This is a genomic window from Bifidobacterium sp. ESL1133 (assembly GCF_058107325.1).
Window position 1 is genome coordinate 234,356 of record NZ_JBYLUI010000004.1, and the last position, 12,515, is coordinate 246,870.

The following is a 12,515-nucleotide window of genomic DNA, read 5'->3' on the forward strand; positions in this document are numbered from 1 at the left end:
GAGTGCACCACAATCAGAAGCTGAAAGGATACCACAGTGCTTATTGCACAGCGTCCGACACTTACTGAGGAATCGTTGAGTCCCCAGCGTTCTCGCTTCGTCATTGAGCCCCTTGAGCCAGGCTTTGGCTACACCTTGGGCAACTCTTTGCGCCGCACTCTGCTGAGCTCCATCCCCGGGGCTGCCGTCACTTCCGTCCGCATTACCGGTGCACTGCATGAGTTCACCACGTTGCAGGGCGTTCAAGAAGATGTGACTGAGCTGTTGCTCAACATCAAAGGCATTGTGCTCACCAGCGAGTACGACGAACCTGTCGTCATGTACTTGCGTAAGAGCGGCAAGGGCGAAGCTACGGCGGGAGACATCACACCTCCGGCCGGTGTTACTGTCGCCAACCCCGACATGCACATCGCCACGCTGGCGGAAGACGGAGAGCTTGAGATCGAGTTCACCGTCGAGCGCGGCCGCGGCTATGTGCCGGCACAGATGAACAAGCAGGAGGGTGATGAGATCGGCCGTATTCCGGTGGATTCCATCTACTCCCCGGTGCTCAAGGTGAGCTACAAGGTCGAAGCTACCCGCGTGGAACAGCGTACGGACTTTGACAAGCTCATTCTGGACGTCGAGACCAAGCCAGCTATCTCCCCGCGCGATGCAGTTGCCTCCGCAGGTTCCACGTTGGTCGAGCTCTTCGGCCTGTGCAAGGAACTCAACGAGCAGGCAGAAGGCGTCGAGGTGGGCCCCGCTCCCGTAGAGGAAGAGGAAAGCCCCGAGATGGCAGTGCCGATCGAGGAGCTCAACCTGACTCAGCGCAGCTACAACTGCCTGAAGCGTGAGGGCATCCACACGGTCGGCGAGCTGGTGGCTCACACCGAGCAGGATTTGCTCGACATCCGCAATTTCGGCATGAAGTCGATTGACGAAGTCAAGGAGAAGCTGGAGTCCATGGGGCTCTCGCTTAAGGCATCGCCGCTCGGTTTCGATACCAACAACCTGGAAGGTGGCACGTTCTTCTCGCCTGAGGACGAGTAAGCGTACCGCTTCAAATAAAGCAAGCCACTGGCCGTCCGGACGTTCGGGCGTATGCCCACCTGGACAGGTCAGCGGTATAAGGAGAAACAATGCCAAAACCAAGTAAAGGGCCTCGCCTCGCTTCGAGCCCGGCGCACGAGCGCCTTATGTTGGCAAATATGGCGACGAGCCTGTTCCGCCATGGCCGCATCGTCACGACGCTGCCGAAGGCCAAGCGTCTTCGTCCGCTCGTCGAGCGTCTCATCACGTTCGCCAAGCGTGGCGATCTGTCGAGCCGCCGTCGCGTGATGCGTGTGATTCGCGACAAGCACATCGTGCACCTGCTCTTCACGGAGATCGCCGAGAAGATGGGTCAGCGTGAGGGTGGCTACACTCGCATCATCAAGATTGCCCCCTCCAAGGGCAACAACGCGCCGCGCGCCATCATCGAGCTCGTCACCGAGCCGGTGAGCGCCAAGCAGTCTGTGGTCAAGGAAGCCGAGTCGGCTGCCAAGACCGTTGCTGCCGAAGAGCCGGAAGCGCCTAAGGACGAAAGCGCGGAGAAGGAAGCCCCTAAGGCTGACGATGCCGCTGCTGAGACCGAGGAGACGAAGGACGCCGAGTAGTCGGGTCTGAACGTCTGCAAGAGGGTCGGGATAATAATCCTGGCCCTCTTTTGTATGTTGAGAGGCCATGGTGAGGCCGTGTGGAGGTCGTGTGGAGGGCATGTGGAGGGCACGCTGATATCTGTTGAGGCCATGGTGCGGTCATACTGAGTATCTGTTGAGCAGCTGTCTTTAGTCCAAACGCTGGTGGCCATTTCGTACTCGTCATGAGGGCTGCGAAACTGAAACCACGATACGCAAGACACATGCTGTGCGTATACTGGGGCGCATGCGATTACGGTTGGATTTGGCGTATGATGGCGGCGACTTTTACGGATGGGCGATTCAGCCCGGGCGCCGCACAGTGCAAGGTGAAGTAGAAACGGCGATATCGAAGATACTACGTGTCGAAGCGCTGGGCTTTGACGATGGTCTGGGGGAGAGCTTCCACGGAACGGAGAGCACCGAAGCTGGTGATGCTGGCGCATCTGGAGAATTGCTTGACGGGAGGAGTGCGGACGAGTCGTCAGATACGTCGAGTTCGGGTGAGGCGTCTGCGAATGAGACTCGTTCCGCAGACACAGTGAGCAGCGTTGCTAGTGGTAAATCTTCCGAACCCAACATTCCTGTTTCACACGGCAAAGTGCGTCTTACCGTCGCAGGCCGAACTGATACCGGGGTGCACGCCAACCATCAGGTGTGTCACATTGATGTGGCGCAGACAGTGCTTGCACGAGTGAACGGTCACATGGATGTGGGTGCGGTGAAAGCGTTTGAACGCCGTCTGCACGGCGTGCTGCCGGACGATGTGGTGTTGCTGAACGTTAGTGAGGCGCCGGCAGGGTTTGATGCCCGCTTCTCGGCGCTCGAGCGCACATATGTGTATCGGATAAGCGACAACAGCCGCCCGGTGGACCCACGCATGCGCAACTTTGTGCTGCATGTGGATGAGCTGTTGGATGTTGAGGCGATGAATCGTGCGGCGTCGTACGCGGTCGGCTTGCACGATTTCGGCTCATTTGCTACCCCCAACCCGGGAGGTACCACGATTCGCGAGGTAAAGGTGGCACGGTGGGACCGTATCGGGGCTCAGGCAGCGGCTGCTGAATATTGCGCTCAACCTGGTGGGGGCAGGACACTTGACGGTTCGCCTGTTATGGACAGAGCGCAGTACTCGCAGAGTGCGGTGCAGGCCGAACAGCCCGGTATGCTGCCTGTGGACCGGGACGTGAGGGTTGAGGAGCTTGTCGGAGATGAAGGCGCGCAGTACGGAGAGAATGAAGCTGCACAGCAAGCATCACGACATTATCAGGTACCTCAGCTGGAGGAGGGAATGCTGCATTTCACCATTGTGGCAGACGCGTTCGCTCGCAGCATGGTACGTTCTCTGGTCAACGCGCTGGTGAGTGTGGGGCGTGGCAAGAAGAGTGTGGCGTGGTTTGTGGATAAGCTGGAACACCCCTCACGCGAGGGCTTAACTGGGCCGATTGCAGCCAAAGGCCTGACGCTGGAACATGTGGACTACCCAGCTGACGCCGAGCTGGGAGAGCGGGCTCAGACCATTCGCGCCAAGCGCACGTTGCAATAGAGGCGGAGACCAGGCGGAGCGCTGCAAACCGGCGTTGCTTGTGGCCTATTACTCGCCACGCCCAGTGCTGATAAGGAGTTGCCATAGGGTAGGGGCTGACTTATACTTGAAAAGTTGCGTAAGCAATGGATAAGTGTCCGAGCGGTCTAAGGAGCACGCCTCGAAAGCGTGTGAGGGGAAACCCTCCGCGAGTTCGAATCTCGCCTTATCCGCCAAGGCCTTCCGGATTCCACCCCGGGAGGCCTTCTTCTTTCTTCAGGTTATGTAGCAGAACGTGGGCTTTATGGATTGGTTCAGCGTGTCGCTTGTTGTGCTCAGCGATTACGGACCCATCCTTTCCTCTGACATATAGCCCATCTCCGCTGCTGGATCCGATAACGGTACTGCTGACAGATACAGGTGTGATGGTGCGGGACGTCGTTGCACTGTGCACGTTGGTGCTGTCGGTTCCGTTGCGTGGAGGTGTGCGTGCGCGGTGGAACCGTCGGTGAGGTGGGGTTAGCGTCGGTTTTGCTGCGCAGAGGTGCTAACGCGCGGCAGAACCGTCAGTGAGGTGGGGTTAGCGTCGGTTTTGCTGCGCAGAGGTGCTAACGCGCGGTAAAAACGTTGGTGAGGTGGGGTTAGCGTCGGTTCTGTTGCGCAGAGGTGCTAACGCGCGGTAAAAACGTTGGTGAGGTGAGGTCAGTGACGGTTTTGTTGCGTGGAGCGCCGATATACGGGGTATGTAACAAAACGAGGGTTGCCGCGGACGCTTATTCGCACGCGGCAACCCTCGTTTAGGTTACTGTCGGTTACAGTACGCTCTTCTGACCGTCAGGCATGCGCGCTGGCTTGGCAGGAAGACGGTGCAGCACCACAAGGTTGTGGATGGCGAAGCCGATGGATACCACACCCATCACGTAGAACCACGGGTTGTTTGCCGGGGAGAAGTAGGGGCTGATGAGATTCCACATGTTCGTTGGCAGGAACGAATTGACCGTGCCGACGAGGATAATCCACGCAAGCACCCACGAGGCACCTGTACGAGTGCCGCGCTTTGCCCAGTAAATGCCCGGTACAGTGGCCATGATGACGTTGGTGAAGATGTACCACTTGAACATGCCTGGGTCGTTCATGAACACACGGAAGAGGTTGATTGCGGCGATGAAAAACACCACTTGCTCGAGCACTTTCTTCCACGCGTACGAGACCGGAACCTGGCCGCCTCCGACCGCCGGATCGTCGCCCCAGATGGACTGCCGCTCAGTGTAGATGGTCTTATATAGGCAGTAAGCCTCGAAACCTACCCACACGCACTCGGCGATTGATCCACCCACGAAGAACCAGAAGCCGCCAGTTGCTGCAGCTGCGGTGCCGAAGACGAAAATGCCCATTGCGTCGAGTGCAAAGTAATAGGTGTGCATAAGCACTGGGTAGGGAGAATGTCCTTCTCTACGTACGAGTAGGAAGCTCCATATGTATTCCAGGAAGCCGATGATGAAGGTGACAATCACCACCGCCAGTGTTAGGGCAAGCCAACGGTTACTTGGGTCTAGGGCTTTGACGAAGTCCTGAAGCGAGTAATTCGATGGATTGCTTGGATATGTCGCGAAAATCTTCTCAATCATCGTACAACCTCCTTGCTGCGAGGTGTGATGTATGCTGTACCACCTGTGCTGATGCTATGTTGCAGAAGCACTGGCATCGCGCCTCAGTATCCAGCATATGAGGGGAATGTTGAAGGTGCTGAGCATTTGCCCATGAGGGCAAGTATGCCCGTCGGTAGTATAATGTGATGCGTATCACTTTTTGAAGATGCCGCTGGTGTGTGGTGTGGTTCATGAGCATATTTCCGTCCGAATCGTTCCGTGAGTGCTTTTCTGTGTGGTGTGTTGGTTTTGGAGATCGTCGGAATATCAACGTTCTTGGTGTGGTAGTAACTGTGCTATCCGTGGAAAGTGCTCACGGAACGAACTGATTGTGGTGTTGGTGCGTTCAGTAGGGACGAAAAGCAGGATATGGCGTTGTGTCAATATTGCAGTTTGGTGGATTTTCAACGTTCTGGGTTTGGGCATAGGGCGTTTTGAGTGGTTTTCCCCTACTGAATGAGTACGTTTGGTCATTATCGGGCATCGTTGTGATTGAAATGTACGCAACTCTGCTGGTTGGTGGTGTTTTTGCGTACGTTTCGGTTGTTTACAGGTGTTGCTGTTGGGGTTTGATGGAATATCAACATTTTGTTGTAGTGGTCATCGTGCAATCTGTGGAACGTTACTCATGCAATGAGGAGCTTGTGGTTGGGGTGGTTATGGGGAAGGCCCGCACTGTTGTAGTGTGGGCCTTCTGATTATGGTTGCCGGCTGGGTTGCTTGTTATTCGTTCACCGCATAACCAATGTAATCAAGAGTTATTTGGTGGTTCGTTTGTTGCGTAGGTGGGTGAGTATGGCTGCCATAGTGAGGAGTCCTAGGGCGATGAGGGTGCCGAGTAGGATTCCAGAACCGCCGGTGAAGGGCATGCGTTGGACGGTCTTGTTATACACCACGTTCACGGTCAGAGAGCGGTCGGAGGTGTCCGGGTTGGCCGGGTCGGTGGGTGCGAAGGTCACTGATGGGTTGTCGGTGGTGCCGTCATGCTTGATACCGGTGATCTCACTGACGACCGGTGTCTTGGCAATATAACCTGACACGTTGGGACTGTTGACCTTCGGCATGGTAGTAGCCGGAGTATTAGCGCTGCTGGCCTGCCATACGTATTTGCTCCAGTTGGGTGAACCGTCGATCGAGTCATACGCGGTGTTGTGGATCTGATGCTGTGTCCAGGTCACTGTCTGGGTTACGTCTGCTGGTGGGGTGTCTACGGTGTTGTGGTTGAGTTTGTAGTGGATGGTTCTCACTGTCTTCTTAGAGATGTCCTTTTCCGGGTTGGCTTGGATGTACAGGTATTCGTCCTGATCAGTGTTGTTGTCCATGTCGTAGGTGGTGTTCAACTGGAAGGTGATGGTGCGCTTGCTATCGGTGCCGGGGGTAAGCTGAGTCAGGCCTGCGCTCAGTTCTGCTGCATGGGCATGGCCGCCGAGTTGCACACTGTACTTTGAGAGTATGTTGGTTGCTGCGATGCCTGAGAGTCCGGTGAAGGTTTCTCCTAAACCAGTGTTTTCGACCCCGTCGGAGGGCTGCCAGGAGCTTCCGTTGCTGGGAGTCGCGTCACAGTCCTTGCCACTGCTGGCGTCTGCACTGTTGGTGTAGCAGGGTACGGTAATGACGTGCACGTTGAGTTTCTGGGTGGCGAGCGTGTAGAAGTAGTAGACGTCGGTGGTGCCCCAGCCGGCAGTGGATCCTGCTGTGCCTGCGGCGACGATGTCACCGTTGGCATTGTATGAGCGTCCGGTTTCTCCTGGGTAGGGGACGGTGAGGTTGCCGGTGGCCCAGACGGTTTTGCCGCTGTTCTTGTTGGCCAGGGCGGTCAGTCCTGCAACGCTGGAGTCTGTGGTGCCCAAAGTCGAAGCGATGGTTTGCCGTTGTGCCGCGGTCAGTGAGCTCAAATCTGCGACGGTTAACGGTCGGTAACCGGCCACGTTGGTGGGTGTGGCAGGAGCGGAAGCGGTGCCCTTGACCCCAGTGATGCTATTCGCCTTACCGGTCGGATCGCCCGCGGTGGCGGTGACGGCTGACAGTGGTTGTCCGTCAGTGCCTACGTAATGGGACTTGACCACTGTCTGACCAGAGGCTGCGACGGTTTGGATTTGGTTGTTGTCGCTGATGGTGTTGCCGATAATGGTGCCTGCGGTGTCGGTGGCGACAATGCTGAGCTTCGTCAGCGTGTAGGGGTCGGAGAAGCCAAATCGGTAGTTTTGGGCAATGAGCGTGGCCGCATTGCGCAACGCGCCGTGGTAATAGTTGAGAGTGGCCTGCACATCGGCCTCGATGTTGGAGTTTGGTGCCGCTGCTGATGGGCTGTTGCGGGTGTTGGTTTCGATTTGCGCATCGGTGAGCAGGGTATCGGCATATTTGAGGTTGATGGCAAGCCGGTAGTTGCCCTTGGAAAGACGCGAGTAGTAGTACGCGCTTGTGCCGCTGTTGTCGGCGAGCTGCCTGAGCGTGGCGGCACTTTGGTTGTCTCCGCCATTTGTCCATGGAATCCACTTGGTGGAGCATGCGCTCGAGTCGTACCCGGTGGTGGCGCTGCCGGGCCAGCTTTGGATGGTTCTGCTTGCTGCGGACACGTAGTCGCTGCACAGCACCAACGGTGAGGATTGCGGAATGAGATCCTGAGTGTTTGACGTGAGCAGGAAGTTTAATTTCAGGTCATCCTGCTTGATGGTTCCGGTCTGGCCGCCGCTGCTCTGCAACTGCTGAAGTACGGTGTTGTTGGCGATGCGCTCACTGAACCGCACGTCGGCTATATCGGTGTGTTCGGTGTAGGTCACGTAGCCGAAGGCGTTTTGGGCAAGTTGGGTTATGGTGGTGGTCGCCGGAGCGGAGGAGAAGGCGAACGTGTAGCTTTGTGGCGTTGGCAAGGGAGTGTTGTTGTTGAGGCTGTACACGTCGATGGTGTTGTTGAACGGCATTTTGCGTCGTACGTCGGCAGGCGTGCCGAAATTGAGGTCCATGACCCATTGGCCGCTGACGTTGAACACTTCGGTTCCCATGCCGCCGCTGGTTTGCGTTACTGCGAGCGTGATGCACTGCAGTGATGGGTCAAACCCGACGGTGCCGACCTGGTTGCCGTTGTTGTCGGTGAGCGCTACCCTTCCGCCCCATTCGCTTAGTGTTGCCTTGGCGCCTGTGGGGTCGGTGCTGGTTTGCCTGATGACGGCGATGACAATGGTGTTTCCTGCTATGAGGTCCGATGCGTTGACGGTGAATGCGGCGGTGACGCCCAGTCGTGCTTCTTCGTTGTACGCTTTGGATGCGTAATTGGGTTGTGCAGTGCCGTCAAGACCGTTTAGTAAGGAGACGCCGGAGCTTACGGCGTTGACCACGCTTCCTTGCGTGGAAATGGTAGGTGCGCCGCCGGCGGGGGAGATGGCGGCACTTGGTTCAGTGCCTAGAGTGCCGGTTTTGCTGGGGGGGGGGTAATGTCATTGCTATTTTGAGCTGCTCCAGCTGGAACTTGAGCTTCGATGGTGGAACCGTCCGCATAGGTGGCAGCACCGGCGGCGAAGGTGGCGAGCAATGTAGCTGTGGCAGCGATGCAGGCGACCAAGCGTGTGCGTGCGGGCTTTGCGGCAAGTGCTCGCGTTGTGCTCGCCGTGGTGGGGGACATGCTCATGATTCGTCCTTTGCTATCTGTTGTCCACATGTTGCCGTCGCTGCCGACCGGTGCGTAATGCTTCTGACGGGTACGAAGGTTCTTATGCATTTTCGATTATGTGATTATGAATTTGCGGCAACGATAGGCGCCAAATCCAATGCTTCAATCAATGTACTCTGTAATATTGACAATTAATGCATATATCTCGCATAAGAATGCGGGACACTGTGCACTGTTCAAACTGCGATCAGGCAAATTTTTGTTGGGATTTCAACGTTTCCTTGTTCATCGGCTTCACATTATGTATTACTGAGCAAGCAAATTCGGCTTCAGCTTTCTTGTGCGCTCGCTGATGGATGGGCCATCATGTGTTGGTTGCTGGTTGTTGGTTGCTGCGGATGCGGCGATGTGATAGCAATAACTAAGGCCCGCACTTTGAGTGTGGGCCTTGTGGCTATGGTTGCTGGTTGGTGGGGCTACCGGTTGGTGGCTGTTTTCTTGTTGCGCATATGAGTGAGGAGCGCTGCAAGAGCAAGGAGTGCTAGGGCTGCTGCACCACCGAGCGCCGCTCCCACGCCGCCTGTGAAGGGCATGCGGGTGATAGCTTTGTGATAGATCACGGTCACGTCCAGTGTGCGGTTGGATGTGTTGGGGTTGGCGGAGTCGGTGGCGGTGAACGTGGTGCCGGGGTCGTCGGTGGTGCCGTTGGCTGTGATGCCGGTGATGGCGTTCACCGTGCGCGGGTTGGTCAGGTAGCCGGCTTTCGACGGGGTGACGGCATCGAACCCGGTGGTGTCGGTGTTGTGCCAGTTGTTGTAATGCTGGGGCGGCTCGTTGGGGTAGATGACATCGTAGAAGAGGTCTTCTTTCCATGTACTTGTTTGAATGGTGTCTGGGGCTGCGCTGGTGCCGTCGGCGTACTGGTGGTGGATGGTGCGGGTGATGGTTTTCACTCCGGCGTCTTTCTTGATTTGGTTGTTTTTCAGGTAGATGGTGAGGGTGGTGTCATTGTTGGGGATGCTGGTGTTCAAAGTGAACGTGCGTGTCTTGGTGGTGTCGCTGCTTTCGGTGACGGTGATTTCAGGGGGGATTCCGACTGCTCGGTCTGCTCCGAAGAGTTTGTCGGTGTAGTTCAGGATTTCGTGCACAGGGGTTCCCGGTATGTTGGTGAACGTTTGTTGGTGGGCGGTGACGGGTTGACTGCCGGTGCAGGAGGCCCAGTCGTTGTTGGCGGGCGTGCAACTGTCGGGGACTTTCAAATATTGGATGGTGATGGTGCGGTTGTCTGGGATGTAGAAGTAGTACACGTCGGTGGTGCCCCAACCGGTGGTGGAGCCGGCTGTCCCTGCTGCCACGATGTTTCCGGCGCTGTTGTAGGTTTTGCCTGTTTCTCCCGGGTAGGGGACAGTGAGGCTGCTGGTGGCCCATATGGTTTTACCGCTGTTCTTGTTGGCGAGAGCGGTCAAACCGGCGACACTGCTGTCTGAAGTCCCGAGGGTGGTGGCGATGGTGGCTCGTTGTGCCGCGGTCAGTGAACTGAGGTCAGCAGCGGTCAATGGTCGATAGCCAGCTATATTCGCAGGTGTGGTGGTAGCGCTAGCGGTGCCTTTGCTGCCGGTAATCGAGTTCGCTTTGCCGGTCGGGTCACCCGCGGTGGCGGTGACTGGTGACATTGCGCGTCCGTCGAGCCCTACATAGTGAGACTTCACCGCTGTCTGGCCGGAAGATCCCATGCTTACTGGCGTACTGGTCTGTGTTCCAGTATGGGTTGTGTTAATGGCGGTGTCGTCGAGTGCTGTGATGCTGTTGGTGGCGCTGCGGTATTGATCGGGAACGTTGAATCCGTACTGGAAGTAGAAATAACTGGCTCTGTTTTTGAGTGCGCCGTGATAGTACTTGACGGTTGCGTCGAGGTCGGCTGTTGGATTGATACTGGCGGCGAGTCCTGCGTTCGCTCTGGCGTTGGTGCGAATCTGGTCATCGGTCAGAACGGTATCGGCGGCTTTGAAATTCATACCTACAAGGTAGGTGTACTTGCTTGCGGTATTAGTGCTTGACTGTCGAGAGTAATACACCACAGACGTAGCAGACTGTGAGGCTTGAGATTTTAGCGTCGACCATGGCACGTTGTCTCCAGCATCTTTCATTGGTATAGATGTTTTGATTTCAGGGTCGGGATATCCAGCTAGATCATTGACTTGTCCGGGTCTTCCCTGGATAGTGTTTGATTCGGCTGAGACGAGATAGTTGCCAAGGTAAACGGTGAGATAGCTTGGCGAGAGGTCTTGCGTGGACGTGAACTGATAAGCGCGCACAATATCGGTATTCGGGTTGACCGATCCTGAAGCGCCTATGCTGTTCTGCAATTGCATGAATACGGTATCGTTGGGGATACTGTTGTCAAATATCATGGGGCGTGCGATGAACCAATTTGGATTGGCTTCTTCGTAGAAGTAGTTTTTTGATTGAGAAGTCGCATAATGGGTATCAGCGACTTTGTTGAAATGGAACGGATAATCTCGCCTGACTCCGAGAGTTCCACTAATGCCTGTGTTTGAATCGTACGCGCCGATTTGAATGGTGTTGTCGAAGGGCATTCTGGCGCGGATCATGTTGTCAGTCCACTGGTTGAATACCATGCTGCGCGGTACGGAGAAGCTGAGTGCTTGTGAGCCAACACTTGTTGAGGTTTTGGTCACTTCAAGCACAAGCGCATGTCCCCAAGTGGGGTGAGATTCTTGGAAACCAATGTTACCTATGGGGTTGCCTGTGGCGTCGTTGATGGTTGGGGATCCGCCGTTACCTACGAGCTGTGCTTTATCGTCGGGTCCGCCGGATGTGGCGATGGTGAACGGAGAGATAAGAATTTCGTTGCCTGCGACAAGAGCGCTGGAGTTTACTGTGAATGTACCCGCAACGCCAAAAACGGTGCCTTCGTTGCCTGCTTTGGTTTGCAGTGTGGTTGGCTGATCTACAGTTGAATTGAGCTGGAGCAGTCGTACATTGGGATTAGTGGCAGTGATACGCGCACCGCGCGTTGAGATGGATGAGGTTGGTTCAGTTCCTAGCGTGCCGGTTCTGCTGGGGGGGGGGTAATGTCATTGCTATTTTGGGAGGCTGCGTCTGCTGTTTGGGTTTCGCTGGCGGTGTTGCCGGCAAAAGCATCCGAGCCTGCGGCGAAGGCGGTGAGCAGGGTGGCTACGGCGGCGATGCCGGCGACCAAACGCGCGCGTGCGGACTTTGCGGCAAGTGCACGCGTTGTGCTCGCCGTGGTAGGGGGCTTGCTCATGATTCGTCCTTCTATAGTAGTCGTCGTCTGCTGTCCAAATTCGGAAGGCTTGCTGCCTACTGGTGTTGATCACTTTTGGAAGGTGATACGACGGTTCTTTTTATAAGTTTCGGTTATGCAATAATGGCGTTTGCTGCAAACCAGAACAAGCAAAACCAATACTCAAACAAGAGTATCCTTTAATATTGACAAATAATGCATATACCTCGCATAAGAATGTAGGGCAGCGAGCGTTTTGCAAACCGCCGTCAAGCAAAAATCCGTGCAGCTAAGCGCAATGCCGCGGCCAATGTCCAATGTCCAGCACTGTCAAAAGAGATACAGCGCGGCAAATCCGTCGCTTATTGCGTGTCAAGGACGGAAATGACGTGGCACCGTTACCCAGCGCGGCAAATCCGTCGCCCGGAAGACGCCAGCGACGGAACATGAGGGGTGAACCGCACTGGTGGTGTGCGGCTCACCCCTCATGGTCATTGGTTGCCGATTATTGATTTATTGATTGGTTTGCTTGTTGCGTAGGCGGACCAGCACGGCTGCCACGGCAAGCAGCGCCAAGGCGATGATGCTACCGAGCAATACCCCCGTGCCGCCGGTGAAGGGCATGCGTTGGACGGTCTTGTTGTACACCACGTTCACGGTCAGGGTGCGGTCGGAGGTGTCCCGGTTGGCTGGGTCGGTGGGGTCGAAGTACACGACTTCGTAGCGGCCTGATGCGTCGTAGCCGGTGCCGTTTCCCATATTGTCGAGGCCGACGATTTTGCTGACGACCGGTGTTTTGGCGATATAG

Annotated in this window: 9 protein-coding genes and 1 tRNA gene; 4 read left to right on the forward strand and 6 right to left on the reverse strand. The window is 56.1% G+C overall.

The genetic code is table 11. The features are described 5' to 3' along the window. The first annotated feature begins 36 nt into the window (after window positions 1–36). The 4 genes from AC3B5A_RS05825 to AC3B5A_RS05840 all read left to right on the forward strand — a co-directional run bounded on the left by AC3B5A_RS05825 (window position 37) and on the right by AC3B5A_RS05840 (window position 3,419). Complete coding sequence (locus AC3B5A_RS05825) at window positions 37–1,032, forward strand: DNA-directed RNA polymerase subunit alpha (RefSeq protein WP_489799559.1); 996 nt, start codon at window positions 37–39, stop codon at window positions 1,030–1,032. A gap of 89 nt (window positions 1,033–1,121) precedes the next feature. Next, window positions 1,122–1,637 (forward strand): 50S ribosomal protein L17, encoded by a 516-nt coding sequence (gene rplQ / locus AC3B5A_RS05830; protein WP_489799561.1) that lies wholly within the window; start codon window positions 1,122–1,124, stop codon window positions 1,635–1,637. 562 nt (window positions 1,638–2,199) lie between these two features. After that, window positions 2,200–3,204, forward strand: a complete 1,005-nt coding sequence (locus AC3B5A_RS05835) for a tRNA pseudouridine synthase A (RefSeq protein ID WP_489799599.1) — start codon at window positions 2,200–2,202, stop codon at window positions 3,202–3,204. A gap of 127 nt (window positions 3,205–3,331) precedes the next feature. Next, window positions 3,332–3,419: transfer RNA gene (locus tag AC3B5A_RS05840), tRNA-Ser, on the forward strand. 576 nt (window positions 3,420–3,995) lie between these two features. Here AC3B5A_RS05840 and AC3B5A_RS05845 read toward each other — a convergent pair. The 6 genes from AC3B5A_RS05845 to AC3B5A_RS05870 form a co-directional block, all read right to left on the reverse strand. Beyond that, a complete protein-coding gene (locus tag AC3B5A_RS05845; RefSeq protein WP_489799563.1) occupies window positions 3,996–4,811 on the reverse strand; it encodes a hypothetical protein in 816 nt (271 codons plus the stop codon). Between the two features lie 779 nt (window positions 4,812–5,590). Then, window positions 5,591–8,167, reverse strand: a complete 2,577-nt coding sequence (locus AC3B5A_RS05850) for a mucin-binding protein (protein WP_489799565.1) — start codon at window positions 8,165–8,167, stop codon at window positions 5,591–5,593. Window positions 8,168–8,232: 65 nt separating this feature from the next. After that, entirely contained in the window at window positions 8,233–8,547 is a 315-nt protein-coding gene (locus AC3B5A_RS05855; protein ID WP_489799567.1) for a hypothetical protein, read from the reverse strand. A 368-nt stretch (window positions 8,548–8,915) separates the two neighbouring features. Next, a complete protein-coding gene (locus AC3B5A_RS05860; protein WP_489799569.1) occupies window positions 8,916–11,051 on the reverse strand; it encodes a mucin-binding protein in 2,136 nt (711 codons plus the stop codon). Window positions 11,052–11,503: 452 nt separating this feature from the next. After that, window positions 11,504–11,728: a hypothetical protein gene (locus AC3B5A_RS05865; protein ID WP_489799571.1), complete on the reverse strand. Its 225-nt coding sequence runs from the start codon at window positions 11,726–11,728 to the stop codon at window positions 11,504–11,506. Window positions 11,729–12,220: 492 nt separating this feature from the next. Then, window positions 12,221–12,515 (reverse strand): hypothetical protein (locus AC3B5A_RS05870; protein ID WP_489799573.1); only part of this gene is annotated, 295 nt, incomplete at its 5' end.

Excerpts from the sequence above, each read along its gene's own strand:
- rplQ (WP_489799561.1), top strand. The coding sequence starts at position 1,122 with ATGCCAAAACCAAGTAAAGGGCCTCGCCTCGCTTCGAGCCCGGCGCAC.
- AC3B5A_RS05845 (WP_489799563.1), bottom strand. The coding sequence starts at position 4,811 with ATGATTGAGAAGATTTTCGCGACATATCCAAGCAATCCATCGAATTAC.
- AC3B5A_RS05855 (WP_489799567.1), bottom strand. The coding sequence starts at position 8,547 with ATGCATAAGAACCTTCGTACCCGTCAGAAGCATTACGCACCGGTCGGC.
- AC3B5A_RS05860 (WP_489799569.1), bottom strand. The coding sequence starts at position 11,051 with ATGATCCGCGCCAGAATGCCCTTCGACAACACCATTCAAATCGGCGCG.
- AC3B5A_RS05865 (WP_489799571.1), bottom strand. The coding sequence starts at position 11,728 with ATGAGCAAGCCCCCTACCACGGCGAGCACAACGCGTGCACTTGCCGCA.